21 protein-coding genes and 1 tRNA gene are annotated in these 26,942 nt (G+C 43.9%); 18 read left to right on the top strand and 4 right to left on the bottom strand.

Features of this window, described 5'->3' with window-relative positions; translation table 11 throughout:
• Positions 1–17 precede the first annotated feature (17 nt).
• On the bottom strand, positions 18–653 hold the full coding sequence (locus tag FFM80_RS10690; RefSeq protein ID WP_137640779.1) for a hypothetical protein: 636 nt from the start codon (positions 651–653) through the stop codon (positions 18–20).
• 644 nt (positions 654–1,297) lie between these two features.
• On the opposite strand from FFM80_RS10690, the gene yjeM reads away from it, so the two are divergent.
• Positions 1,298–2,776: a glutamate/gamma-aminobutyrate family transporter YjeM gene (gene yjeM, locus FFM80_RS10685; protein ID WP_137640778.1), complete on the top strand. Its 1,479-nt coding sequence runs from the start codon at positions 1,298–1,300 to the stop codon at positions 2,774–2,776.
• A gap of 306 nt (positions 2,777–3,082) precedes the next feature.
• On the top strand, positions 3,083–4,735 hold the full coding sequence (locus FFM80_RS10680) for a peptide ABC transporter substrate-binding protein (RefSeq protein WP_137640777.1): 1,653 nt from the start codon (positions 3,083–3,085) through the stop codon (positions 4,733–4,735).
• Between the two features lie 587 nt (positions 4,736–5,322).
• Here FFM80_RS10680 and clpP read toward each other — a convergent pair.
• Entirely contained in the window at positions 5,323–5,913 is a 591-nt protein-coding gene (gene clpP, locus FFM80_RS10675) for an ATP-dependent Clp endopeptidase proteolytic subunit ClpP (protein ID WP_137634703.1), read from the bottom strand.
• A 323-nt stretch (positions 5,914–6,236) separates the two neighbouring features.
• Positions 6,237–6,308: transfer RNA gene (locus FFM80_RS10670), tRNA-Arg, on the bottom strand.
• Positions 6,309–6,389: 81 nt separating this feature from the next.
• On the opposite strand from FFM80_RS10670, the gene rpoN reads away from it, so the two are divergent.
• The 16 genes from rpoN to FFM80_RS10590 all read left to right on the top strand — a co-directional run bounded on the left by rpoN (position 6,390) and on the right by FFM80_RS10590 (position 26,250).
• Positions 6,390–7,724 carry an RNA polymerase factor sigma-54 gene (rpoN, locus tag FFM80_RS10665; RefSeq protein WP_137640776.1) on the top strand — a complete coding sequence of 445 codons (1,335 nt, stop codon included), beginning with the start codon at positions 6,390–6,392 and terminating at the stop codon, positions 7,722–7,724.
• 220 nt (positions 7,725–7,944) lie between these two features.
• On the top strand, positions 7,945–8,973 hold the full coding sequence (locus FFM80_RS10660; RefSeq protein WP_137634701.1) for a sugar-binding transcriptional regulator: 1,029 nt from the start codon (positions 7,945–7,947) through the stop codon (positions 8,971–8,973).
• A 67-nt stretch (positions 8,974–9,040) separates the two neighbouring features.
• Positions 9,041–10,063, top strand: coding sequence for a type I glyceraldehyde-3-phosphate dehydrogenase (gap, locus tag FFM80_RS10655; RefSeq protein WP_137634700.1), 1,023 nt, complete (start codon positions 9,041–9,043; stop codon positions 10,061–10,063).
• A gap of 113 nt (positions 10,064–10,176) precedes the next feature.
• Complete coding sequence (locus FFM80_RS10650) at positions 10,177–11,379, top strand: phosphoglycerate kinase (protein ID WP_137640775.1); 1,203 nt, start codon at positions 10,177–10,179, stop codon at positions 11,377–11,379.
• 26 nt (positions 11,380–11,405) lie between these two features.
• Positions 11,406–12,164 carry a triose-phosphate isomerase gene (gene tpiA, locus FFM80_RS10645; RefSeq protein WP_137640774.1) on the top strand — a complete coding sequence of 253 codons (759 nt, stop codon included), beginning with the start codon at positions 11,406–11,408 and terminating at the stop codon, positions 12,162–12,164.
• A 77-nt stretch (positions 12,165–12,241) separates the two neighbouring features.
• Positions 12,242–13,570 (top strand): phosphopyruvate hydratase, encoded by a 1,329-nt coding sequence (eno, locus tag FFM80_RS10640; RefSeq protein WP_137634697.1) that lies wholly within the window; start codon positions 12,242–12,244, stop codon positions 13,568–13,570.
• 696 nt (positions 13,571–14,266) lie between these two features.
• On the top strand, positions 14,267–16,009 hold the full coding sequence (spxB, locus tag FFM80_RS10635) for a pyruvate oxidase (protein WP_137640773.1): 1,743 nt from the start codon (positions 14,267–14,269) through the stop codon (positions 16,007–16,009).
• A 233-nt stretch (positions 16,010–16,242) separates the two neighbouring features.
• The gene (locus FFM80_RS10630; protein ID WP_137640772.1) at positions 16,243–17,136 is read left to right on the top strand and encodes a hypothetical protein; all 894 of its coding nucleotides are present in this window, start codon (positions 16,243–16,245) and stop codon (positions 17,134–17,136) included.
• Positions 17,137–17,151: 15 nt separating this feature from the next.
• A complete protein-coding gene (locus FFM80_RS10625) occupies positions 17,152–18,717 on the top strand; it encodes a ClC family H(+)/Cl(-) exchange transporter (protein ID WP_171001085.1) in 1,566 nt (521 codons plus the stop codon).
• 79 nt (positions 18,718–18,796) lie between these two features.
• Positions 18,797–19,033, top strand: a complete 237-nt coding sequence (gene secG, locus FFM80_RS10620) for a preprotein translocase subunit SecG (RefSeq protein WP_137634693.1) — start codon at positions 18,797–18,799, stop codon at positions 19,031–19,033.
• Positions 19,034–19,087: 54 nt separating this feature from the next.
• Positions 19,088–19,843, top strand: a complete 756-nt coding sequence (locus FFM80_RS10615; protein ID WP_137640771.1) for an alpha/beta hydrolase — start codon at positions 19,088–19,090, stop codon at positions 19,841–19,843.
• 22 nt (positions 19,844–19,865) lie between these two features.
• A complete protein-coding gene (rnr, locus tag FFM80_RS10610) occupies positions 19,866–22,310 on the top strand; it encodes a ribonuclease R (RefSeq protein WP_137640770.1) in 2,445 nt (814 codons plus the stop codon).
• A 29-nt stretch (positions 22,311–22,339) separates the two neighbouring features.
• Positions 22,340–22,810: an SsrA-binding protein SmpB gene (gene smpB, locus FFM80_RS10605; protein WP_137634690.1), complete on the top strand. Its 471-nt coding sequence runs from the start codon at positions 22,340–22,342 to the stop codon at positions 22,808–22,810.
• 522 nt (positions 22,811–23,332) lie between these two features.
• Positions 23,333–24,769: an amino acid ABC transporter substrate-binding protein/permease gene (locus FFM80_RS10600; RefSeq protein ID WP_137640769.1), complete on the top strand. Its 1,437-nt coding sequence runs from the start codon at positions 23,333–23,335 to the stop codon at positions 24,767–24,769.
• A 2-nt stretch (positions 24,770–24,771) separates the two neighbouring features.
• Positions 24,772–25,506 carry an amino acid ABC transporter ATP-binding protein gene (locus tag FFM80_RS10595; protein ID WP_137640768.1) on the top strand — a complete coding sequence of 245 codons (735 nt, stop codon included), beginning with the start codon at positions 24,772–24,774 and terminating at the stop codon, positions 25,504–25,506.
• A gap of 189 nt (positions 25,507–25,695) precedes the next feature.
• Complete coding sequence (locus tag FFM80_RS10590) at positions 25,696–26,250, top strand: helix-turn-helix domain-containing protein (RefSeq protein ID WP_137640767.1); 555 nt, start codon at positions 25,696–25,698, stop codon at positions 26,248–26,250.
• 111 nt (positions 26,251–26,361) lie between these two features.
• Here the strand turns inward: FFM80_RS10590 and FFM80_RS10585 are convergent, their stop codons facing one another.
• A complete protein-coding gene (locus tag FFM80_RS10585; RefSeq protein WP_137640766.1) occupies positions 26,362–26,928 on the bottom strand; it encodes an LURP-one-related/scramblase family protein in 567 nt (188 codons plus the stop codon).
• Positions 26,929–26,942: the final 14 nt, after the last annotated feature.

Raw genomic sequence — 26,942 nt, 5'->3', positions numbered from 1 at the left:
CTAACGGGCATGTTGGACTACTGTGCCGTCAGACACGTGAGCGACAAGCCTCTGAATTTATTCAGGGGCAATTGACTCATATGGTAGCCAGGAAAGTAACGATGATTATCAACTAAAGCTGCTAGCTGTGCTGGTTCCATACGCAGGTCAATCACCGTGACCAAGTCATCACTGGCTAGGCCTAGTTTTCGTTTGGACACTTGTAACAGTGCCGCATACCATTTGTGGGTATCAGTTCGGCGCCAAACAGCATTGTTAGGAAACTTCTGCCAGAGAAATTCTAGGTCATTGTGATATTGGACAGCCACGGCTTGAATTAAGTGGCGGGCTTGTGCAGATTGAAACGGATCAGCACTAAAGGCTTGCTGGATAACGGCTTTTAGGGCGACGGTATAGGCTTCACGGACACGGGCGACAAATTCGCCGCTATTTTGTGGTTGTAGATGTAACGTATATGGTAACTGGGTTTCGGTATCGATTAGGGTAGTGGTGACTTGATTAGGCAATGTTACAGTAATTGTTAACTGAAAAGCCCCTGCTAATAAGGGCTGTTGCCGGATATAATGATCAGCCTGGTGTTGAAATCCAATGGCTTGTAGCTTTTCGGCATTGCCGCGTTGCTGCTTAAAAAGTTGTTGACTGATGGAATCCATATTGTCGTCCTCCAAAGTAAGCTTAGTACGTTTGGCACTAATTAAAATTGCTGTTTTGCCGGTGGGGTTCTAAAATACTGGAACACTGTGGGGCATTTTGAAACCAAAATCGGTCTTCAGGGCTGATCTTGGCTTTTAGGCCTGAGCCAAAACACACTCGCACTAAGGCCAACGACTTGGCTGAGTATCTTAGAAACTAATCTCTCAGCCCAAGTTATAGTTTAAACTGTTTATAAAATCGCTTAATTAACGCCGGACGGGCCAGCATTGGCTCAGTGGTGTCGTTTGACTTAGTTGAGTGCTCTACTCAGCTTAGTCAAAGCCCGGCTTATGAGACCGCACTTCGGCTCATAAACGTGGCCACCACGTTCCAGCCGATGCTGGCCCAACCAGAGTGGCACTTTAATCCAACTAGCACTAAACATCTCTTAGTGTAATTAAGTCCGCCAGTGAATGCAATTTGGTGGCTGAGTTGATTGACTTAAACTTGATTAATAAAAATCATTAACAGAAAGCAATTGATTATCACAGTGGGAATTCATGAGTTTATTAGTAAAATTGAACGCAATTATTTTGTTCTTCCTATAAAATTGTTACTTGAAAACGGATTTACAAAATTTTGAAAAGAGTAGTGGGGAAATAGTATGGCTGAGAAAAGTAATAAAATCACCTTAACGGCTTTAGTAATGATGATTTTTACCACCGTGTTTGGGTTTGCAAACGGGACGGTGGCCTTTTTCCTAATGGGGTATGCCTCAATTTGGTTTTACCTAGCAGCGGCGGTTTTGTTCTTTATTCCATTCGCCTTAATGTTGGCGGAATATGGGGCGGCGATTAAGTCGGACAGCAGTGGGATGTACAAGTGGTTGGAAGTGAGCGTGAATGCCCGGTTTGCTTTTATTGGGACTTTCATGTGGTTTGCATCGTATATCATTTGGATGGTATCAACTTCGGCGAAAGTCTGGATCCCGTTTACGACGACATTTTTTGGGAGTGACCAGACACAGAACTTCAGTTTCTTAGGGTTGAACGCCACGCAGACGATTGGCTTATTATCCTGTTTTTGGATGATTTTAGTCACGTTTGTGTCAATCAAAGGGGTCAAAGGCATTGTCCGGATTACTAACTTAGGCGGGATCGCGGTCACGAGTTTAAATGCGATTTTGTTAGTTGTTTCGGGGGTCATCTTGGCTTTGAATCATGGTCATTTTGCACAACCGTTAACTGACCTATTGGATTCACCGAACCCAAGTTATCAACATCCAGTTGGTCTGATGAGCTTTGCAGTATTCGCCATCTTTGCTTATGGTGGTTTGGAAGTCCTTGGTGGGATGGTCGATAAGACGAAGAATCCTGAGAAGACTTTTCCCCGCGGGATTATTATTGCGGCCGTGATCATTACATTAGGCTATGCGCTTGGCATCTTTTGCTGGGGCATGAGTACGAACTGGCAAGCCGTACTGGCTAATCCGTCAACCAACATGGGGAACATTAGTTATGTCATGATGCGGAACTTAGGGTATGTCCTCGGGAATGCATTGGGGTTAAGTAGGGCAACTAGTAATCTGATAGGGCTGTGGTTTGCTCGGTATACGGGTCTTGGTATGTTCTTAGCTTACAGTGGGGCGTTTTTCACCTTGACTTATTCACCATTAAAAACGTTGATTTTAGGGACGCCCAAATCACTGTGGCCACAGAAATTCACCCGGTTAAACAAGCAACAAATGCCAAGTTATGCGATGATTGTGCAATGTGCGATCGTCATTGTGATCATCCTCATGGCATCCTTTGCTACGGGTGACGCGTCAGCGTTTTACAATGTGTTGACTTTAATGTCGAATGTTTCAATGACATTGCCATATTTGTTCTTGCTCTATGCGTTTCCAAAGTTCAAGCATAATCACGATATTATCAAACCGTTTGAAGTTTATAAGTCACCACAGTGGACGACGATTATTAGTTGGGTCGTCTTCGTGGTTGTCTTAGGCGCGAATATTTTCACGTTACTGCAACCAATCTTGGTTGATGGAAAAGTGCAAAATACCATCTGGATGTTAGCGGGGCCAATTTTATTTGGTACTGCTGGGGCCATCTGGTATCAGGTTCGGGCCAAACACGTTTAAAAAACTGCTTGACAAAAGTAAGTGCCACTATCTATACTGAACCTATCTTATGAAATCGGAGTGACGTAATCATGACTAATAATTCTACGCAAATGATGATGTGCTGCCCATGTTGTGAATCTAACAACATGGCTATTTGCGTTGAATTACAAGCGTCACTAGTGCATCCAATTTAACGGTATTGAGCTCAAAACCATTATTATTGGAAACGCCTGCTTGGAATCTGACGAGATTCTAGGCAGGCGTTTTTTGTTTCCAGATTTCTAGGGATTAACTTAAAAAATAAAGGTAAAAGGGGCGAGAGTTTTGAAGAAAAGATCAGTGTTAGCAGTTATTTTTAGTTTAGTATTAGTAACGGTGTTGGCCGCTTGTGGTCAGCAGAGCGGGGCTAAGCATAGTAGCGGTAAGTATGCGAACAACCAAGTCTTGAACTTGTCGTACCCCACGACGTTAGATTCAATCGATATTTCTAATATGTCCGGTTATGGTAGTACTGGGAATGTCTTTGAAAGTTTGTATCGTTTAGGTAAGAACGGGAGTGTCACCCCGGGCTTAGCTAGTAAAACGACAGTTTCCAAAGATGGCAAGACGTATACGTTTACGATTCGCAATGCCAAGTGGAGTGATGGTTCCGCAATTACGGCGCAAGATTTTGTTTATTCTTGGAAACGCACGGTGACGCCAGCAACCAAATCACAATATGCGTATTTATTCTCCGGCGTTAAAAATGCCGATGCCATTGTTGCTGGTAAGCAAGCACCTAGTACGTTGGGTGTTAAAGCTCAGGGCAAGCACACTTTTGTTGTGACTTTATCAAAACCCATTACGTATTTTAAAAAGTTAATGACGTATCCCTTATTCGGACCAATCAGTGAAACGGCCGTTAAGAAGTGGGGCAACAAGTATGCGACTAAAGCGCAATATATGTTATATAGCGGGCCATTCAAATTAACCGGTTGGACCGGGACGAACAACAGTTGGTCATTTGTTAAGAATAATCAATATTGGGATAAAAAAGCGGTCCATTTGAGCAAGATTAACTATAGCGTGAATGCCAGCACCACGACCACGTTGAACTTATTCCAAGAGGGAAAGCTTGATTTAACGCAGTTGGCTAGTGAACAAGTTAAAAATATGAAATCGAATAAAGATTATACGACGTATCCATATTCGATTACCGCGTTCTTAGTCTATAACTTTAAGGACAGCCACAAGACGGTTCGTCAGGCGTTGAATAATCAGAAGATTCGCCAAGCAATCTCGTTATCAATCAATCGCCAATCATTAGTTAAAAATGTCATCGGTGATGCTTCAACCACGGCGAAAACTTTTGTTCCACAAGATTTAGCCACTGATCCAAAGAATGGTAAAGATTTTGCTGCCGAATCAACGGTGAAGAATTCAACGTCATATAAGCCGGCCTTAGCTAAGCGGTTGTGGCGTGAAGGACTCAAAGAAGTCGGCCTTAAAAAGTTAACAGTGCGGTTATTGACATCTAATGACGAGCCTAATAAGCCAATTTCGCAATACTTTAAAGGACAATTGGAAAAGAATCTGAGCGGCTTGACGATTGACATAGCCAATATTCCCGCCAAAGTTGCGTCAACGCGGGCTCAACAAGGGAATTTTGATCTTTACTTGAGCGGTTGGGGCGCCGACTTTAACGATCCAATTTCGCATTTGGCAATCATGACTGCTGGCAGTGGGTATAATTATGGTAAGTATAATAGTAGTCAATACAATACATTGGTGAAAAAAGCGCAAAATCAAGATGCCAATAATCCTCAGGCACGTTGGCAAGATATGCTGCAAGCGGAACGGGTGATTATGCAAGACCAAGGCATTACGCCGCTATATCAAACGGTATACTCGTTCTTGCAAAATCCCAAGGCCAAAGGGATTATCCATAATACTGCTGGAACTCAATGGAATTACAAGTATGCGTATATGGCCAAGTAAGGGGACTAACTTGGTTAATTATTTGAAACATGCTGATGGCTTAGTAACTTAATGAAGTTCGCTTGGGCTAGTTGGTATTGCCGCCTACCGGTTGGTTCCTAAAATGCTGGAACGCCATGGGCCATTTTGAAGCCAAAAACGCGGTCTTCAAAACTGACCTTGGCCTAAGTCCGAGTAGACCACTCGCACTAAGGCCAACGACACGGCTGAGCATTTTAGGAACCAACCTCTCGGCTAAATGACTAGACTGAAAACAATTAGTCGTTAATGACCTAATACCTGTTAGTTAACGCCGGGCGGGCCAGAATTGGCTCAGTGGTGTCGTTTATCTTGGTCGGTGATTTTTCCGACTTAGATAAAGCCCGGCTTGGAAGACCGTGCTTTGGCTTCCAAACGCGGCCACCACGTTCCAGCCAATTCTGGACCAACCAGAGTGGCAATTTATGACAACTAACACCAAGCAGTGAAAAAGACATCCAAGTCAAACGCAATATGCTGCGTTTGACTTGGATGTCTTTTGGGATTCATAACAAATGGGCAAACAAAAAAACTGAGCTAGCCGCAGCTAACTCAGTTCCAAACAGCGCTTATTTTAAGCTATTGTTTTCCATGATATCATCGATCAAACCGTAATCCTTGGCTTCTTGCGCCGTTAAGTAGTTATCACGTTCCGTATCGTGGTTTAACTTTTCAACTGATTGACCAGCATTGTTAGCTAAGATTTCATTGATCTTCTTACGAGTCTTCAAGATTTCTTCAGCCACAATTTCGATTTCAGTTTGTTGACCTTGAGCACCACCAGATGGTTGGTGAATCAAGATTTCAGAGTTAGGTAAAGCAAACCGCTTGCCCTTAGTCCCGGATGATGCCAAGACACTGGCCATAGAAGCTGCCATCCCCATGACAATCGTTTGAACATCAGATTTGATGAAGTTCATCGTGTCATAGATAGCTAAGCCGGCGGTAACGACCCCACCTGGTGAGTTGATATAGAGATAGATGTCCTTGTCAGAATCTTGGGCATCCAAGAAAAGTAACTGGGCAATGATGGCGTTGGCCATATTGTCTTCAATGGGACCTGATAACATGATGATGCGGTCCTTTAAAAGTCGTGAATAAATGTCATAAGCACGTTCGCCACGTGATGACTGTTCGATAACTGTCGGAACTGGATACATAACTTGTTAGCCTCCTAAAGTTTCAAAAGATGATTAGCTACTTGCTAATATAAATGTAGTTTACCGCTAAGGTCAGTAAAGGTCAAAAGAAAAACCTCAAAAACAAAATTCCGTTTTCAAAGTTAACGTGGTATACTTAGGTTTCTATCATATACGGCTTGAGATTGGGTGATCCCAATCTCTTTTTCTTGTCTTCATTTACCACGGATATAACTGAACTTTAGCGGTTTGACGGCGTATGCTAGAATGAAAGCGGTATGAGTTTGATGGGACGTTTAAATGAGCATACAAAAAAAGCTGAGATAATTATCTCAGCTAACTGATGCGCCCGGAGGGAATCGAACCCCCATTTCAAGAACCGGAATCTTACGTGCGATCCATTACACTACGGGCGCCTAAACAACATATTATAGTTTAGCGGATTATGGATAAAAACACAAGGGGTATTTGTAAATATTATTTGGGAGGGATTATTTATGGCAATCGGACCCGGTTTTCGCCAGCAACAACGGCAGACCCAAAAGCTCGCAATGACGCAACGCCTGCAACAGTCAATTCAAATGTTGCAGTTCAATGTTGAGGAATTACGCGACTTCTTGACCCAAAAGGCCTTAGAAAACCCATTGATTGATGTGGACACAAATTGGAATTCAAACCATACAAGTCTGAGTGCGGCGAAAAATGTCAGTGCACATGCAGACTTTATCGAACGTGTCTCAACGACGAATCAACATTCATTATTTGAATATTTATTAGATCAGATTCATTTAACCATGCGCGATACGAAGCTGCGAAAAATCGTGTTACATCTGATTGAATACGTTGATGTTAATGGTTATTTAAAAGTTGATGAGCAGCAAGTGATGACGGAGATGGGGGCGACCCCCATTGAGTTATTAGATGCCATTACCTTGTTACAACAACTTGATCCACCAGGCGTCGGGGCGCGTAGTCTGCAGGAAACGTTAATGCTGCAGACGGAGAGTGATGATACCGCGCCTAATTTAGCCTACATTATTTTAGAAGAGAACTTTGATAACTTGGTTAATCGACAGTGGGAACGGTTGGCTAAGCAGTATCAAGTGACCTTAGCGGATATTTCGAGTGTTTATGATTATGTCCGCACGCTGAGCCCAACTCCTGGGGCGGCGATTGGGCAAGAAACGACCGGCTATATCTTTCCAGACTTAGTCGTGACCAATCAACATGGACAGTTGGCGTTGAAGACGGCATCTATGGCGCAACCAGTCGTTAAGTTTCAAGCACATTATTATCAACAGATGAGTCGGCATACGGATCAGGAACTTACTGAGTACTTAAAAGAGAAAAAATCTGAATATGATTGGATTGCCAGCAGCTTGCAACAGCGCGAAGCGACCATCTTTCGGGTTGGCTCTGTAATTATTGAACGACAAGCGGCATTTTTCTTACAAACGACGACCGAATTAAGTCCGCTACTATTAAGAGATGTTGCACAGCAACTCCAAGTTCATGAATCGACGATTAGCCGCAGTATTAATGGAAAGTATATTCAAACCGACTTTGGGATGTTTGAACTTAAACGTTTCTTTACCAAGGCGGTCAGCAAACGTCCCGCAGATGGAAAATTAGTCTCCGCTGACAACGTTCAGCATCGAATTATTGACTTGATTAATCGCGAAAATAAAGAAAAACCGCTTTCAGACCAAAAAATTGTTCAGATTCTTAAGTCGGAAAAAGTCGAACTATCACGTCGGACGGTTGCTAAATATCGAGAGAATCTTAACATTCCGTCATCTTCTAAACGAAAACAGTATTTAAAAACCGAATAATAATAAAACTAATAGTTTATACCAGTCGGTTATAAGCTGTTACGTGTTATGATTTGCAACCACTCCATGAACCTGCTATAATTCATGTTGTGGTTAAGAGAGGTATGCAACAGAGATTTCGTAGTAAATTGTCGTTGTGTGCTTTGTTTTTTGAAGTCTTTGGGTCGTTATTCGACATAGCTGGACTGAATCCGTCCCACTAGAGAGCAGGTTGGATGCCATGCATTCGGATATTCAATGGATTGAGGCAATTGCCCCAGACATGGTTGAGTTACTAAGTCATCGTTACTTGGTATTGCGCACCATTAATTGGATGGCCCCAGTTGGACGACGGTTATTAGCTCAAACCTTAGATGTGAGCGAGCGGACCTTGCGAACCGAAACGGATACGTTACGGAAGTTAGATTTGATTGTGACTAATAAGGCGGGCATGCAGTTGACACAGCAAGGCAAAGATGTTTTGCTAGGACTGAGTCAATTCATGGATGAGTTGATGGGTATCCGTCAAAAGGAACGCCAGTTGGCCCAACGATTTAACATTAAACGTTGTATCATCGTTTCCGGTGATTCTGATCGCCAGTTAAAGGTGATTGGGTCAATGGGCGAAGAAGTCAACCAACTCTTACAGCAATTATTGCCAGAAGGTGATAGTATTATTGCGGTAATGGGGGGCCACACTATGGAACATGTGGCAAATAACTTAACTAACAAACTTGCTAGTAAACGTCAGTTGTTATTTGTTCCAGCACGCGGCGGCGTTGGTGAATCGGTTGCGATTCAAGCCAACACGATTGCGTCGCAAATGGCACAGCACACCGGTGGTAAATTCCGGTCGTTGTTCGTGCCCGAACAGGTCAGTGAACGAACGTATGAACCACTCCTTAAGGAACCAAGTATCCAAGAGGTGTTGGGGATTATTCGTCAAGCTAACGTGGTGATCCACAGCGTAGGCGATGCCGTTTCGATGGCACATCGTCGGAATATGTCTGAGGATCAGATCAAAGTTTTACAACAGCGACATGCGGTTGGCGAAGCTTTTGGTTATTTCTTTGATAGTGACGGCAACGTTGTCTATCGGATTCCGCGCATTGGTTTGCAGATCGGAGAACTGGCCAATATGGAGATTATACTCGCAGTTGCGGGTGGGGCTTCCAAAGCCACCGCGATTGAGGCGTATATGAAGATCGCACCCAAGCGGACGTGTTTAATCACGGACGAAGGTGCTGCTAACTTGATTTTAAAAAAGTAGTCTTCAGCTGTGAAGTCACTTTTTAAAATAAAAAATATTTTTATTTCCACAAGGAGGAAATTCTAGTATGTCTGTAAAAATTGGTATTAATGGTTTCGGACGTATCGGTCGTTTAGCATTCCGTCGTATCTTAGAACTTGGTGCAAAGTCAAGTGATATCGAAGTTGTTGCTATTAACGATTTAACTTCACCTGCATTGTTGGCTCATCTTTTGAAGTATGACTCAACTCATGGTACTTTGGACGCTGAAGTTTCAGCTACTGACGATTCAATCGTTGTTAACGGTAAGAAGTACCGTGTATATGCTGAACCTAAAGCTCAAAACATTCCTTGGGTTAAGAACGATGGTGTTGACTTCGTTCTCGAATGTACTGGTTTCTACACATCAAAAGAAAAGTCACAAGCCCATTTGGACGCCGGCGCAAAGCGTGTATTGATTTCTGCACCAGCTGGTTCAGACTTGAAGACCATCGTTTACAATGTTAACGATGACATCTTGACTGCTGATGACCGTATTGTTTCAGCTGGTTCATGTACTACTAACTGCCTTGCACCCCTTGCATTCTTTGAAAACAAAGAATTCGGCCTCAAGGTTGGTACTATGACCACTATCCATGCTTACACTTCAACTCAAATGTTGTTAGACGGCCCTGTACGTGGCGGTAACTTCCGTGGCGCACGTGCTGCCGGTGTAAACACTATTCCTCATTCAACTGGTGCTGCTAAAGCTCTTGGCTTAGTTATCCCAGAATTACAAGGTAAGTTACAAGGCCATGCACAACGTGTTGGTGTTGTTGACGGTTCATTAACTGAATTAGTTGCTATCTTAGACAAGAAAGTTACTGCTGACGAAGTTAACGCTGCTATCAAGAAGCATACTGAAGGTAACGAATCATTCGGTTACAACGCAGACGAAATTGTTTCATCTGATGTTATCGGTACTACTTTCGGTTCAATCTTCGATCCTACTCAAACAGAAGTTACTTCTGATGGTGAAAACCAATTAGTTAAGACTGTTGCTTGGTACGATAACGAATACGGCTTCACTTGCCAAATGGTACGTACTTTATTGAAGTTCGCTACTCTCTAATATAAATTAGTTTGTTAGAACTTTAAAACCGCATACGGTTTAAACGGCGGGGGGAGGCAAACTCTCCTTGCCGTTTTTTTATACGACTCGTAAATTCTAGGAGGATTTTAACATTGGCTAAATTAATCGTTTCAGATTTAGATGTTAAAGATAAAAAAGTTTTAATTCGTGTCGACTTTAATGTTCCTATTAAAGATGGCAAGATTGGTGACGACAACCGGATCGTCGCTGCTTTACCAACGATCAAATACGTTAGCGAACATGATGGGAAAGCTATCTTGTTCTCACATTTAGGTCGGATTAAGAGTGAAGACGATAAGAAGGGCTTGAGCTTACGTCCAGTTGCTGAACGTCTCTCAAACTTATTAAACAAGCCAGTTACCTTCGTACCAGTTACTGAAGGCGAACAACTTGAAACAGCCATCAACAACATGAATGACGGTGACGTCTTAGTTGTTGAAAACACTCGTTTCGAAGATGTTGTTAATGGCGAACAAGTTAAGCGCGAATCTGGTAACGACCCTGAATTGGGCAAGTACTGGGCTTCACTTGGTGATGTTTACGTTAACGATGCCTTTGGTACCGCTCACCGTGAACATGCTTCAAACGTTGGGATTGCCTCAAACATGGACAAGGTTGCCGCTGGTTTCTTAATGGAAAAGGAAATCAAGTTCTTAGGTAACGCTGTTGACAATCCAAAGCACCCATTCGTTGCTATCTTAGGTGGTGCCAAGGTTTCTGATAAGATCGGTGTTATCGATCATTTAATCGACAAAGCTGACAAGATTATCATCGGTGGTGGGATGACCTATACGTTCTATGCTGCTAAAGGCATGGGTATTGGTAACTCATTAGTTGAAAAAGATAAAATTGATTTAGCTAAGTCAATCATCGAAAAAGCTGGCGACAAGTTGGTCTTACCTAGTGACTCAGTTGTTGCTGAAAAGTTTGACAACGATGTTCCTAGCAAGATCGTTGACGGTTCAATTCCTGATGGCTACATGGCCTTAGATATCGGTCCTAAGTCTATCGAAGAATTCGAAGCTGTTTTACGCGATGCTAAGACGGTTGTTTGGAACGGACCAATGGGTGTCTTCGAAATGAGCAACTATGCTAAAGGGACCCTTGAAGTTGGTAAGTTCTTAGGGACTTTATCTGACGCAACGACCATCGTTGGTGGTGGGGACTCAACTGCCGCTGTTAAGCAACTTGGCGTTGGCGACAAGTTAACCCACATCTCAACTGGTGGTGGCGCTTCACTTGAATACCTTGAAGGTAAGACTTTACCTGGTATTGTTGCTATTTCTGAAAAATAATCTGTTCTCCGAAAGGAAGGTCTATCGTGCGTACACCTATTATTGCCGGTAACTGGAAAATGAACAAAACCGCTAGTGAAGCTTTAGCTTTCGTTAACGCGGTTAAGGATCAATTACCTGATCCTGCTAAAGTTGAATCAGTCGTTGCTGCTCCAGCCCTTTTCTTACAAGAAATGGTCGAAGCTGCTAAGGGTACTGATTTAAAGATTGCTGCTGAAAATGCTTATTTTGAAGATGCTGGGGCTTTTACTGGTGAAACTTCACCAGCTGCTTTAGCTGATTTAGGCGTTGACTATGTCATCATCGGCCATTCAGAACGTCGTGGCTACTTCCACGAAACTGATGAAGACATCAACAAGAAGGCACATGCTATTTTCAAGAACAACATGTTGCCAATCATCTGCTGTGGTGAAAGTCTTGAACAACGTGAAGCCGGCGAAGCCGAATCATGGGTTTCAGGCCAAATCAAAGCTGCTTTGAAGGGCTTATCAGCTGACCAAGTTAGCTCATTAGTACTTGCTTACGAACCAATCTGGGCCATCGGTACTGGTAAAACAGCGACTAGTGACCAAGCTGAAGAAATCTGTGCCGTTGTTCGTAAGACGGTTGCTGATCTTTATTCACAAACGGTTGCTGACAAAGTTCGTATTCAATACGGTGGTAGTGTAAAGCCTGCTAACGTTGTTGATTTGATGAGCAAAGCTGACATCGATGGTGGCTTAGTCGGTGGTGCTTCAATGCAACCAGATTCATTCTTAGAATTAGTTAACTACCAAAATAACTAATTTTCATTGCAAGTTCAGTCACAACTTTCTATAATAGGTTGTGAACCTATTACAAGCAAAATTAAGGAGAGAAATTAATGTCTATTATTACAGATATTTATGCTCGCGAAGTCTTGGACTCACGTGGCAACCCAACTGTTGAAGTTGAATTATATACGGAAACTGGCGCATTTGGCCGCGGTATCGTTCCTTCAGGTGCCTCAACTGGTGAACATGAAGCCGTTGAATTACGTGATGGCGATAAGAGCCGTTTCATGGGCAAAGGTGTTACTAAAGCCGTTGACAACGTAAACAAGTTGATTGCTAAAGAAATCGTCGGCTATGATGTTACTGACCAACGTGCTATTGATCAAGCAATGATCAAGTTGGACGGTACTCCTAACAAAGCTAAGTTAGGTGCTAACGCTATCTTGGGTGTTTCTATCGCCGCTGCACGTGCTGCGGCTGACGAACTTGAAATGCCATTATACAACTACCTTGGTGGTTTCAATGCGCACGTCTTACCAGCACCAATGATGAACGTTATCAATGGTGGCGCACATGCCAACAACGACGTTGACTTCCAAGAATTCATGATCATGCCTGTTGGCGCTTCTTCAGTTAAAGAAGCTGTCCGCATGGGTTCAGAAACTTTCCATAACTTGAAAGCTATCTTGAACGAACGCGGTTACTCAACTGCCGTTGGTGATGAAGGTGGTTTCGCTCCTGACTTGAAGAACAACGAAGAACCATTCGAAATCTTAATTGAAGCTATCGAACGTGCCGGCTACAAGCCAGGCAAAGATATCTCAATTGCCTTCGACTGTGCTGCTTCTGAATTCTACAACGAAGAAACTGGCAAGTACGACTTAAAGGGTGAAGGCGAAAATGGGAAATCATTTACTGCCGAAGAATTCGTTGACTTACTTGACAGCATCGTTGACAAGTACCCAATCATTTCCATCGAAGATCCTTTGGATGAAAACAACTGGGAAGATTGGCAAATGGCTACTGAAAAGCTTGGTAAAAAGGTTCAAATCGTTGGTGATGACTTGTTCGTTACTAACACTGACTACCTTGCTAAAGGGATCAAGATGGGCGTTGCCAACGCTATCTTAATCAAGGTTAACCAAATTGGTACTTTGACTGAAACTGTTGAAGCTATCGAAATGGCTAAACAAGCTGGCTACACTGCTATCGTTTCACATCGTTCTGGTGAAACTGAAGACACGACCATTGCTGACTTAGTTGTCGCAATGAACGCTGGCCAAATCAAGACTGGTTCAATGAGCCGTACTGAACGGATTGCTAAATACAATCAATTAATGCGGATCGAAGACCAACTTGAAAGCACTTCAGAATACAAGGGTCTTAACGGTTTCTATAACTTAAGTGAAGACGCTCGTAACACGATTGCTAGCAAGTAATCAGACGATTGCCGAAAAGAGTCACTCTTAGGAGTGGCTCTTTTTATGTGCAGTGAGTTCAGCTTTCTGAACTGAAACTCAAAAGAAAAAAGTTACCAGCTAACTGATAACTTGATGCTTGGCATGCACTGCCTAAACACGTTGGGGTCTAGGGGCTGTCTAATAGAACCACCTCTAGTCTAGGCCGTTTTGACGGTAATGTCAACGCTTACAATTAGTGAGCGGTTACACAAGCGCTGAGCTCGCAAGCGGGACGCGGTTTTAGCGTGATTGATTGAATTTTTTGATGAACTTATTTAGAATAACTATTGCTTTTTAGCATTAAAAAATATCAAAAAAATATATAAAAAATTTTTAACCGATTTAGTGAATAAGGAATGCCTAATTGACGGGGCTGACAACTTTTGCTCATTAATGCACTTGTAACGCGGTTTGCCTTAGCTCGTGAATATCGTTTGACTTATGGTTTAGCTAAGTTGTATGATGTGTTTGTCAACGAGGGAGATAACCTTTCGCCCAACTGACAGATGTCAAAAATATTGTAAATTTATATGACATAAGTTGAGTCAGAGAAGTCTGGTCGGCGCTGAGAGAGGTCCATTGGCATAATGGACTTAATTAATACGATTAATTGCAAGCGCTTACTAATTGAGGTATCCGATTTGACAACCTAAATCTAAGGAGTGCGACGTTGTCATGAGTAAAATTAAAGCAGCTACAGCCGGTTTAAAAGTTTTAGAAGCATGGGGTGTTAAAAACATTTATGGTTTACCTGGTGGGTCATTTGATTCCGGGATGCAAGCCATTTACGAACGCAGAGATACCTTACATTATGTCCAAGTTCGCCATGAAGAAGCGGGCGCGATTGCCGCTTCCGCTGAAGCTAAGTTAACTGGTAAAGTCGGAGTTACCTTTGGGTCAGCTGGCCCTGGTGCGGTTCATTTGTTAAATGGGTTATACGATGCCAAGCATGATCACACCCCAGTGGTTGCGATCATCGCCCAAGTCCCAACTAAACGGATGAACGTGGACTTCTTCCAAGCTATCGATGAGGAACCAATCTTTGACGATGTTTCAGTTTGGAATCGGACTGCGATGACTGCGGAATCAATCCCACAAATGTATGATGAAGCGATTCGCCAAGCATACAAGCATAACGGGGTTGCTGTTGTCACGGTGCCAAAAGACTTAGGTTGGACTGAGATTGAAGATAAGTTCCAACCAACGGCTAACTTATATCAACAACCAATCATGCCAGAACCAGATCCAAAGCGGATTGACGAAGCTTGGGACTTAATCAAGAACGCCAAAGCCCCATTAATCTACTTCGGGATTGGTGCTAAGCATGCTAGCAAAGAATTGAAAGCGGTATCGGAAAAGTTCCATATGCCAATGATTTCTTCGGTTTTAGCGAAGGGCATTGTGGAAGATGAATATGAAAATTACTTAGGTTCAACTGGTCGGGTTGCCCCTAAGCCTGGGGTTGAAGCTGGCTTTGCCAATGACTTGATTCTCTGGGTCGGCAATGATGTGCCATTCAGTATCTTCTTGATCAACCCACGGGCCAAAGTCATTCAAATTGATATTGACAGTGAAAAGCTCGGCAAGCGTCATCATGTTGATGTGGCCATCTTAGCGGATGCTAAGAAAGCCTTAAAAGCGTTAGCTGACAAGGGGACTGAATTACCTGAATCTGATTTCTACAAAGCGTCATTGTTGAACCGTAAGAATTGGCGCGATTGGCAAGATAGCTTTGCTAATGATGACAGTCAACCACTTCGTCCAGAACCAGTCTTTGATCAAATTAACAAGTTAGCTAGTGATCGGGCCGTCTTCGGGGTTGATGTTGGGAATGTTAACATTAACTTTATGCGCTTGATCAACTTACATGGTGATCAAAAGTGGACCACTTCTGGCCAATATGCAACGATGGGTTATGGGATGTCCGCTGCGATTGCCGCTAAGACTTATTACCCAGACCGCGATGTTTATAGTTTGAGTGGTGACGGTGGTTTCGCGATGCTTTGCGAAGAACTCTTAACTGAAGTGAAATACAACTTGCACATCATTAACTTCGTCTTCAGTAACGAAACGTTAGGCTTCATTGAAGCTGAACAGACTGATGACAGCAAGCAACCATTGTCAGGGGTTGATTTGATCGATACCGACTGGGCTAAAGTTGGTGAAGGTATGGGCGCAGTTGGCTTCACTGTTCGTACCTTAGATGACTTAAAGGATGCCTTGGCTAAAGCACAAGCAACTGACAAGCCAGTCTTGATCGATGTTAAGTTGACTCACGAGATGCCATTTACGACGGAACACATGGCTTTGGAAACCAACAAGTGGACGACTCAAGCCGATGTTGATGCCTTTACTAAGAAGTATCAAACTAAGGGCTTGCACCCATACAGCTACTTCTTGGACCAAGTCACTAAATAAATTGTGGATGTAAATTAATTAGCAACGCTACTCGCAACTTGAGTGGCGTTGTTTTTTTGTTAGTTGAGTTTAGTGAAAATGGTCGTTGCGGTTGGGTTGGATTGACACTGAACGGGGACAATTATGATTAAGTTAACCAAAATCCCAACTAGTATTAATTTGAGGACAACTGCCGTCAGAGTTTGAATGTCGTGGTAAAATAAGCATACGAGCATTTAAAGGGGAAATTTAGAATGGATTATTTCCAACATCAACTTAATCAATGGGCGGACTGGCAAGCTGTCCAGACGTCAACGACGAGTTTCGAACCATTGATTCGGCAAATCTATGCCAGTGAAAATGAGCCATTTAAGGCCTTGGAACCAGTTAAGAGTGACTTTGCAGCCGTCTTTCAAGCCGGTGGATTAGATGTGGCCATCTTTCCGCCAGCTAATGTGGCGCCCAATACGCGGGATCGCTATCAAACGGAACGGTTTAGTTTAACCCGATTACAACGGTTGTCAGTGGCGGCACCGACTTTAAAACACGCGGGCTTTATCTTTGACGCCTATCAGTTTTATTACGTCATCTATCAGCCACTATTGGGGGTGCCACTGACTAACTTTAAGACAACGGCTAAGCCATTGGCGAAACAAACGTTAGGTCGTCAAATTGGTCAGGCGTTGTTGCAGCTCAATCTTGATGTGACCAGTTTTAATCAGGTCGATCAAGCAGCGGTCAGCAACCACGCTGATTGGGGCCAACTTGGACCGGATTTTGTCGCAGAACGAACGGCGTACTTAGCGGCGCATCCAGTCGTCCCTAATCAATTGGTACACGGTCATTTGACAGGTGATAATATTATTGTGACGACTGGCCAAGTTGGGTTCCGGCATTTTCAAACAGCGATTCAAGCACCGAAGGCCGTTGAACTAGTGCCATTGGTTTTATCAGCGTTTGCATGTGATCCTGACTTTGTGGCCGGGTTGCAGGCCGCTTTAGGGCGTGCTGATCTAGTCGCTGACTTGATGTTAGGGTTACTATGGCGGGCGGATGGACCGAAGTGGATTAAGCAGTTGTTGGGCACCACGCCGGCAACGTTAGCCGCACTGCAGTCGGTTTTGACAGCGCAACTCAATGGAAAGTGAGGGTCTAGGTTGAAAGTGAAACATCAACCCATTAAGCGACATCTAGATCTGACCCGATTTAATGAAATCGGGCGGGGCTTGCTGGTTGGACTCATGGCCGGTGTCGTGGTTAGTATTTTTCGGTATTGTATTGAACGTGGGCTGACCTTGGTACAATGGGTCTACAGCCAGATTAACGGGACCCCTTGGCTGGTCCTCCCGTGGATTGGTCTAAGCTTACTAGTCGCCTTTTTAGTCGGTCTCCTGGTTAAGCAGACGCCAGATATTAAAGGCTCAGGAATTCCGCAAGTTGAAGGTCAATTAGCGGGTGAACTCGATTATCGATGGTGGCCGGTTTTATGGAAGAAGTTTGTTGGCGGCATTTTAGGCATTGGTTCCGGACTATTTCTTGGTCGGGAAGGGCCGTCGATTCAGTTAGGCGCCACAATTGGTCAAGGCTTTGCCGAAACCACGCATCAGACCGGGGCGGATCGACGCTCGTTGATTGCTGGTGGCGCGGCCGCCGGGTTGTCAGCGGCGTTTAATGCGCCAATCGCCAGTACGTTATTTGTGTTAGAGGAAGTTTATCATAATTTTTCACCGATTATTTGGACCACGGCGTTGGCCAGTGCGATCGCTAGCAATTTTATTTCTTTGAATTTCTTTGGTTTAGTCCCAGTGCTGCACATTCCATATGCGCAGACGTTGCCGTTAACCCAATATGGTAATCTGATTGGGTTAGGAGTGTTCTTAGGCATTCTGGGATACCTATATCAAAATGTGACGTTGACGATGCCGAATTGGTACGCTAAGTTACGGTTGCCGAGCTGGTTTAATGGCGTGGTACCGTTTATGTTAGTGATTCCGATTGGATTATGGTGGCCACAATTTCTCGGTGGCGGGAATGCCGTTATCTTGAACTTGGCCAAGTTACCGCCGATTTTAACGGCTTTGATTGGTATTTTCGTGTTACGGTTTGTCTTTTCAACGGTGTCGTATGGGTCAGGGTTGCCAGGGGGCATTTTCTTACCGATTCTGTCACTGGGTGCAATCTTGGGCGCCATTTATGCCCAAGCGGCCGTTGCCTTAGGGTGGATGCCAGCGCAGTATGTGACGAACTTTATCATTATTGCGATGGCTGGTTACTTTGCGGGGATTGGGAAAGCCCCGTTTACAGCAATTTTACTCATTACCGAAATGGTTGGGACCTTGCAGCATTTGATGCCATTAGCAGTGGTGTCTTTGACTGCTTATCTGGTCGTTGATCTTTTAGGTGGGGCCCCGATCTATGAAGCCTTGTTAGAAAAGCTGACTCAACCGCAACGTCGTGAATATTGTGGTGTTCAGGATCGATTGGAAGTGCCGATCTTTGAAGGCGCCGTGATTGAAGGCCATCAAGTGCGTGATTTTCAATGGCCGAAAGAATCATTGTTGATTGCGATTCGTCGGGGAGAACGGCAAGTGATTCCGCATGGAGATACGTTAATGCGGGCCGGGGATACCTTAATTATCTTAACGGATCGTAATAATCGGGCTTGGGTACGTCGGCAAATTGACCAGTTAACCGCTACCACACCAGCACCGGCTTTAGAAAAGAAGTAATTCAGCACTGGACTGGAAAAGTAAGCCCAAATATGTTAAATTGTTATAGACATAGCGGACTCTTTAGGAGGACATTTTTTTGTATAATACATTAATGACGATAATTTTAATCGTTTCCATCATCATTATCGTGGCGGTAATGATGCAACCATCTAAGACAAATGATGCCATGTCTTCATTGACCGGTGGGGCTGACGACTTGTTCGCCAAGCAAAAGCCTCGTGGTTTTGAAGCCTTCATGCAAAAAGTGACCGTCGTACTCGGAATTATTTTCTTTGTCGTCGCGCTCGCTTTAGCTTGGTATTCATCGAAGTAACCGACCGTCCTCCTGTGATTTCAGGAGGCTTTTTTTTAAGGCAGGTGTTTAAGAATGCTCAAACAGCCAGAACCTTTTTTCTTTGAACATGGTGATCAAGTAGTCATCTTGTTACACGCGTATTCGGGGAGCGCTAACGACGTCCGCATGTTAGCTCGAGTTTTAGAACGGGCTAATTATAGTGTCTATGCCCCACAATTTACGGGGCATGCCACGGGGGACCCGCGTGATATTGTCACGCAAGGGTCACCAGCTAAGTGGTGGGAAGATACGCAACGGGCAATATCATTTGTACGCCAAAAAGGCTATACTAAAGTTAGTATTTTCGGCTTGTCTTTGGGTGGCTTATTTGCCACGTTGGCCTTGGCTGATGATCCTGAACTATTGGGTGGTGGCATCTTTAGTTCGCCAGTTTTACCAACGGCAACCACGGCAGTTGCGGCGATGTTTATCCAACGTAGCCGGCAGTTGCTGACTCGTCAACACTTAGATGCAGCGGCCCAAGCCCCAATCATTGCAGCCTTAAAGCCCGCGGTGGCTGCACAGTTAACGGCGGTTGGCCAATTTACCAGGACGGTGATTCAACCCCAATTAGCACACTTGACGCGCCCGTACTTTATTGCGCAGGGTGGTCAAGATGAGTTGATCGATGCTACGGGAGCCGCGCGTTTACGGGACCAGTTGCAGACGCAAGGGCTACCGGTTGATTATCATTGGTATCCGACGGCTGGCCATGTCTTAACGGTTAATGCGGCCCACCATCAATTAGAGCAGGCGGTCTTAACCTATTTAAAAACGATTTATAAATAAACTATTAAAAATGAGGTAAATAATGTCAGAATCTAACTTACAAGAACAAATTCTTACTTTCTTGCAAAGTCATCCCGACCGTAGTTACAGTGTGGAACGGTTAAGCGATGAATTGCATTTTACAGGATCAACCGCGTTCACCTTTTTAGTCAAAGAATTGGCTAATATGGAACGGAAAAAATTAGTCACTACTGATGATCATGACCAATTCAAAATTGTGCAAGAAACGAAATTAGTCGATGGCTCTTTCCATGGCAATGACAAGGGCTTTGGTTTCGTGCGCTATGATCCCGATTTGCCAGATATCTACATTAACCCGGATAATACGATGTTCGCGTTTACTGGTGATGACGTGCAAGTTGAAATCATTCGCCCAGCTCGGCCCGGTTCCGACCGCGGTCCTGAAGGTAAAATCGTCAGCATTACGCAACGGAACTATTCTCAAATCGTCGGCGCGTTTGTGCCTAGCCATGAGAATCCTGGTTTCATTGGTAAAGTTGAGATCAAAGAAAAGAAACTTTCTAAATATGAATTATTAATTACTGACCAAGGCATTCACCCCACTGAAGGGGAAGTTATCATTGCCGAAGTATCGGCATATCCAGATGCTCAAAATCCAACGCGAATTGTTGGGATTGCTAAGCAAGTTATCGGGAGTGTTGATGATCCTGGGATGGACGTCTTACAAGTGGTTTACCAACATGAAGTGCCCTCAGTCTTCCCAGAAGAAGTCACCGATGAAGCTAATCGCATTCCGGATTATGTCACGGAAGAAGATAAAAAGGGTCGCGTGGATATTACCGATCAACCATTGGTCACCATTGATGGCGCTGAATCGAAAGACTTGGATGATGCCGTTGTGGCTTGGCGCTTACCGAATGGTAACTTCCATTTAGGGGTGCATATCGCTGATGTGAGCCATTACGTCACTGAAAACTCGGAATTAGACCGCGAAGCATTCAAACGTGGGACGTCCGTTTATTTAACTGACCGGGTCATTCCAATGTTGCCACGGCGTTTATCGAACGGCATTTGTTCTTTGAATCCTGATGTTGAACGGTTGGCCATGAGTTGTGAAATGGAAATTGACCAAGAAGGCCATATCGTCAATCATAAGATCTTCCAAAGTGTGATTAAGTCACATGCGCGGATGACTTACGATGCCGTTAACCAAATCTTGGAAGCTCACGATCCTAAGACCCGTGAAAAATATGCCGATTTAGTTGATATGTTTGATGCGATGGGCGACTTACATCGGATTCTTTATAAGAACCGTCGTCATCGTGGGGCCATTGATTTTGATGATAATGAAGCTAAGATTATCGTTGATGAAACTGGTCATCCCATCGATATCCAATTACGGGTACGTGGGTTAGCTGAACGGATGATTGAAAGCTTTATGTTAGCGGCTAACGAAACGGTCGCCAAGCATTATAGTCTACTCAAAGTGCCATTCATCTATCGGGTGCATGAAACCCCGGATGCTGATCGGATGTTGAGCTTCTTCGAATTTGTCACGACTTTTGGCGTTAATGTCACGGGTTCTTCCAAAGATGTTAAGCCAAAGATGTTACAGGATGTTTTGAAGAAGGTTGCCGGTAAACCAGAAGAAGCTATGGTTTCAGTGATGATGCTGCGGAGTATGAAGCAAGCGCGGTACGCTGATGAATCCTTAGGTCACTTTGGGTTGGCGGCACAATACTACACCCACTTTACGTCACCAATTCGGCGCTACCCGGATATGATGGTTCATCGTTTGATTCGTCATTATGCCGAAAACGGTACGGGCGAAGCAGCCCGGGCGAAGTATCGGGATAACTTGCCAAACATTGCGGAAACGACTTCTGACAATGAACGGCGGGGGATTGCCACCGAACGGGACGTTGATTCAATGAAGAAAGCCGAATACATGGCGGATCATGTTGGCGAGAAGTTTGACGCGGTGATTGATTCGGTCATGAAGTTTGGGTTATTCGTTGAATTGGAAAATACGGTCGAAGGCCTCGTGCATATCAGTGTGATGGACGATGACTATTACGAATATGTTGAAAAACAACTCGCTTTAGTTGGTCGGAAGACCCATCGGACCTTTAGAATTGGGCAACCGGTTAAAGTCCAATTAATGCGGGTCGATAAAGATCAGCGTGAAGTGGACTTTAAGTTGTTAAATCCTGAAGAAGCGCCGAAGACCGACTTATTACCAAAGCGGGAACATCACGATAATTATCGTGGCAATAACCGGCGTGGCGGCAATGGCAACTATCATCGTAACGGTGGCAACAATAATCGGAATGGTAATAGTGGCAACAACCGCAATGGTAACGGTGGCGGTAATCGCAATAGTAATGGCGGTTATCGTGGTAACAATAACCATCGCAGTACAACTAATTCTAATAATCGGAACCACAATAGTAACAATAACCACAGTAGTCAAAATCGTCGGTCCAGCAACGATAACCGGCGTTAATTTAAGTAAACGTTAGGGGATGTGCGGCAATGGCCAAACAACACGGTAAACATCCAGATACCGCCCTCGCGCAAAACCGGAAGGCGCGGCATGACTATGCCGTTGAGGATACCTATGAAGCGGGGATTGCTTTGACGGGGACTGAGATTAAGTCTGTCCGTGATCGTCGTGTTAACTTGAAGGATGGGTATGTTCAGATTCGTAATGGCGAAGCTTTTATGATGAATGTGCATATCAGTCCCTTTATGGAAGGTAACCGATTCAACGTTGACCCATTACGAAACCGGAAGTTATTACTTCACAAAAAAGAAATTCGCAAGATCGGCGATGCAACGACAACCAAAGGGGTCACGATTATTCCTTTGAAGATGTATCTAAAGCATGGTTTTGCAAAAGTCTTAATCGGGGTCGCTCATGGGAAACGTGAATACGACAAACGGCAAGATATTAAAAAGCGCGAACAACAACGTCAAATTGATCGCGTGATGAAACATTATTAATGATCGTTTGACTGAAGCATTCAAGACTTGTTAGTCTTGGATGCTTTTTTATTTTGTGGTTAAGTAACGCATTAAGCTATTTCTAGTGTTAGTTGAACTGAATTTGCCACTCTGGTTGGTCCAGAATCGGCTGAAACGTGGTGGCCACGTTTGCGAGCCGAAGGGCGGTCTCACATTTTAGGGTCCAACCGGCAGGCAGCAATTTTAACTAACACCAAGCGTAGGCCAATAAATAATTAACTTGCTTAAAATGTCGGCAGCAGATTTAAGTTAATCACGGTGTCAAGCGGTCACCTGGTAACCGTAAATCCCAAAACTTAAAAGACGTAAATTAAGCAGCTTTTCCTCGTTTTCTTCGTTCACTGACTAGATCTACTTAAGAAAGTTAAGTAAACTCAAAATGATACCGCCATCATTAAAACGAAATTAGAAAATAATTATAATTTAGGTTGGTGTGATTTCATAATCTATGTTATATTTTATGACATACCGTTGAGGTAGAATGAATTAGGAGGTCTCATCATGAAGAAATGGCAAGTTGCTGTTGTCATGGTATTGGCGGCACTGGGCAGTTGGTTCTCACTTGGAGCCACTGCGCATGCGCAGACATATACCATCGCGACGGACACCACGTTTGCCCCGTTTGAATTCCAGGCTAAGGGTGGTAAATATAAAGGTATTGATATTGATATTTTAAATGCGATTGCTAAAAAAGAAAACATCAATTATAAATTAAAAGCAATCAGTTTTGGGGCCGCCGTCCAGCAATTGAGTGCTAATCAAGTTGATGGGGTCATTGCCGGCATGAATGTGACACCAGAACGGCAAAAGACGTTTGATTTTTCTAAAGCTTACTATACATCCGGGGTCGTCATGGCCGTTGCTAAGGATAGTAAGGTCAAAACGTTCAAAGATTTGAAAGGGAAGACCGTGGCTTTGAAGACCGGGACAGCCGGGGCAACTTATGCGAAGTCGATTGAAAGCAAGTATGGATTCAAGATTAAGTATTTCAACGACTCGAATAACATGTACAACGATGTTAAAGTTGGTAATTCCGCCGCTTGTTTTGAAGATTATCCGGTTATGTCTTATGGGATTAAAAACGGGATTGCGTTAAAGATTGTATCAAAACAATATGAAGCCGGTGACTATGGTTTTGCCGTTAAAAAGGGCAAAAATGCTGCGTTGTTAAAGAAATTTAACGCCGGGTTAGCCGCAATCAAAGCGGATGGTACTTATAAGAAAATTATTGATAAATATTTACATTCTAGTGAAGCATCCTTAACTGGTGAAACGGCCAGCAGCCGAACTTTTATCGGCCTCTTTACGCAAAACTTAGGGACAATCGGTAATGGGTTATGGATGACGCTGGAATTAACGGTTATTTCCATTATTTTAGCGACCGTTATGGGTGTGATTCTAGGGGTCTTAGGTGTGATGCCTGGTAAAATCGGTCCCGCTATTTCTAGCACGATTATTTATATTTTCCGGGGGATGCCGTTAATGGTTTTGGCGTTCTTCATCTACATCGGGTTCCCTGATTTAATCGGGCATGGCTTCAAGATTCCGGCGTTTATTGCCGGGATGATTACCTTAATGCTGAACGAAGGGGCGTATACCGGGGCCTTTGTTAAAGGGGGCTTTAAAGCCGTCGATGATGGTCAGATGGAAGCTGCACGTTCATTAGGGTTACCATACTGGACGGCAATGCGTAAAGTCATCATGCCACAAGGAATTCGGATCATGATTCCTTCATTTATCAACCAGTTCATCATTACCTTGAAGGATACGTCAATCTTGTCAGTTATCGGGATCGTTGAATTAACACAAACTGGGACATTGATCATTGCGCGGAACTTTGAAGGGTTCAAGATTTGGTTAATGATTGCGATTATTTACTTGATTTTGATTACCTTATTGACTTGGTTATCTAATTGGGTTCAAAGGAGGATGAACTAAACATGGCAAAAGTTGTGGTTAAAGATTTACACAAAAGTTATGGCGACAATGAAGTTCTAAAAGGCTTGAATCTTGAAGTTGAAGATAACGAAGTCGTTTGCATGATTGGGCCATCCGGTTCCGGGAAGAGTACCTTTTTACGGTGCTTGAACGACTTGGAATTACCAACACAAGGCCAAGTTATTATTAGTGGTTATGATTTATCGGATAAGGGCACGAATATCAACTTAGTGCGTGAAAATATTGGCATGGTCTTCCAACATTTCAATCTATTCCCGCATTTATCCGTCCTACAAAATATCACGTTAGCACCGATTCAGCTCAAGAAGGCATCTAAAGCCGAAGCTGAAAAGACGGCGCGTCATTTGTTGGATGTTGTGGGGTTAGCGGATAAGGTCGATGCGATGCCGAAATCCTTATCTGGTGGGCAAAAGCAACGGGTCGCGATTGCTCGGGCTTTAGCGATGAATCCCAAGATCATGTTGTTTGATGAACCAACATCAGCGCTTGATCCTGAGATGGTCGGCGATGTCTTGGATGTCATGAAGCGCTTAGCGGCCGATGGGATGACCATGATCGTGGTTACCCATGAAATGGGGTTTGCTAAAGAAGTGGCTGATCGGGTCGTCTTTATGGCCGATGGGCTGATTCAAGAAAGTGGCAAGCCGGATGATGTCTTTGACCATCCAAAGAGTCCGCGGTTACAAGATTTCTTGAATAAAGTGATTAATGTGTAAATGCAGGTAATCCAAAAATGAGTTAAGTTCGATGACTTAGCTCATTTTTTTGTGGGGTATAATAGGTGTTAGATTAGTCATCAAATGCTTGCCGGATAAGGGTGCAACGAAACATTGCGCCCTACTTTTAGTCGGTGCAATGAATTCGGGCGGGCATTGGGGTTTCGAATGAAACGGGGGACTGGTACAGTGAAACTGTCAGTTGGAAAAAATATCAAGGCACAGCGCACACAACGGGGATGGTCACAACAAGACTTGGCGACGCATCTTTTAATGACACGACAAACAATTTCGAAGTGGGAGTTAGGTCGCAGCTATCCAGACCTAGAAAGCTTAGTTCAGCTAAGTCAGTTATTTGGCGTTACGACAGACCAGTTATTAGGATTAACGTCGCCTCAGCCGAAACGGTCATTCTTTAGTGTACTGTTCCATAAGGGGAGTCAGCAGCAGATGAATGCAATGAAATGGTATGCCAGCGGTCATGACCGCGCCGAGGTCGCCTTGGGGTTAATTGCCGATTTAGTTGCCAATCTCGATGACCAACACGATCAGCCATTACGGCAGTTATTGGCGTCTTATTATACAGAATTAATTGATCAGCGATCTGGATCGAATTTGTACGTCATTACACGGATCGGGATTGGCGTGTCAAAGTGCCTGCAGCAAAATGAAATCATGTTGGACGAGGACAATGAACGGCGGCTTAAAGCGTTGCTGGCGTTAAACAACGTGCATTACATGTAAAGGTATCTGAGTCAATGAAGTTAAACCAGCGCTTAAACCAACCGCAACGGCTTGTCACGTCAACGACCAGTCATCAAAAAAAGTCACCCACCATTGTGAGTGACTTTTTGATTACTTCGGTAATGGTAATTTTGCATGCGGATGTAACGTATAGTTACTTTCACCAAAAGTAACGTTGTAGCCGCTTTTCGGTAGTCGCGACTGTTCGCGATTAGTCGGCTTTTGCCAATGATCTAAGATGGCGGCGATACAAATACAGAGTGGCTCCGTATTTTCATCAGTAATTGCTAATTCAAAGGCTTCGCCATTTGAGGTGACGACTGGCCGCATCGTCATGACGAGTTCCGTGCCGTGGTAGATTCGGTAGCTTTCAGAATTAAGGCTGCCCATAATAATCCAGCGGAGCTTGCGCACGAAAATCATTTCATGCCAAAAGCCAAGCGTCTTGCTAATCGAGCCGACGTTTTGGCGATTGTAATACAAATCAAACTTCGGCAAAAGGCCGAGTGAGGTTTGTTTAATTTCGGCAAGCAGTTCGCCATGAATGGCGTAGAGGCTTAAAGCGTCTTGGCGGCGCCCCCAGCGGCCAACGAGCAGGTAGTGTGATTGGTTATGACCATCGCGGACGATGCGAGCGCCTTTAGCGAAGCTGTTGCGGCTGAAATATAATTTACGCATTTCAAACCCTCATT

Origin of the sequence: Lactiplantibacillus dongliensis, assembly GCF_005405105.1 — a bacterium.
Taxonomy (GTDB): domain Bacteria; phylum Bacillota; class Bacilli; order Lactobacillales; family Lactobacillaceae; genus Lactiplantibacillus; species Lactiplantibacillus dongliensis.
This window is presented reverse-complemented; position numbering and strand designations above follow the sequence as displayed.

Bases quoted from the DNA above. Each gene is read 5' to 3' on its own strand.
- rnr (WP_137640770.1), top strand. From the start codon at position 19,866: ATGTCAGAATCTAACTTACAAGAACAAATTCTTACTTTCTTGCAAAGT.
- spxB (WP_137640773.1), top strand. From the start codon at position 14,267: ATGAGTAAAATTAAAGCAGCTACAGCCGGTTTAAAAGTTTTAGAAGCA.
- FFM80_RS10600 (WP_137640769.1), top strand. From the start codon at position 23,333: ATGAAGAAATGGCAAGTTGCTGTTGTCATGGTATTGGCGGCACTGGGC.
- FFM80_RS10630 (WP_137640772.1), top strand. From the start codon at position 16,243: ATGGATTATTTCCAACATCAACTTAATCAATGGGCGGACTGGCAAGCT.
- FFM80_RS10660 (WP_137634701.1), top strand. From the start codon at position 7,945: ATGCATTCGGATATTCAATGGATTGAGGCAATTGCCCCAGACATGGTT.
- smpB (WP_137634690.1), top strand. From the start codon at position 22,340: ATGGCCAAACAACACGGTAAACATCCAGATACCGCCCTCGCGCAAAAC.
- FFM80_RS10690 (WP_137640779.1), bottom strand. From the start codon at position 653: ATGGATTCCATCAGTCAACAACTTTTTAAGCAGCAACGCGGCAATGCC.
- FFM80_RS10595 (WP_137640768.1), top strand. From the start codon at position 24,772: ATGGCAAAAGTTGTGGTTAAAGATTTACACAAAAGTTATGGCGACAAT.
- gap (WP_137634700.1), top strand. From the start codon at position 9,041: ATGTCTGTAAAAATTGGTATTAATGGTTTCGGACGTATCGGTCGTTTA.
- rpoN (WP_137640776.1), top strand. From the start codon at position 6,390: ATGGCAATCGGACCCGGTTTTCGCCAGCAACAACGGCAGACCCAAAAG.
- eno (WP_137634697.1), top strand. From the start codon at position 12,242: ATGTCTATTATTACAGATATTTATGCTCGCGAAGTCTTGGACTCACGT.
- yjeM (WP_137640778.1), top strand. From the start codon at position 1,298: ATGGCTGAGAAAAGTAATAAAATCACCTTAACGGCTTTAGTAATGATG.
- FFM80_RS10615 (WP_137640771.1), top strand. From the start codon at position 19,088: ATGCTCAAACAGCCAGAACCTTTTTTCTTTGAACATGGTGATCAAGTA.
- FFM80_RS10585 (WP_137640766.1), bottom strand. From the start codon at position 26,928: ATGCGTAAATTATATTTCAGCCGCAACAGCTTCGCTAAAGGCGCTCGC.
- clpP (WP_137634703.1), bottom strand. From the start codon at position 5,913: ATGTATCCAGTTCCGACAGTTATCGAACAGTCATCACGTGGCGAACGT.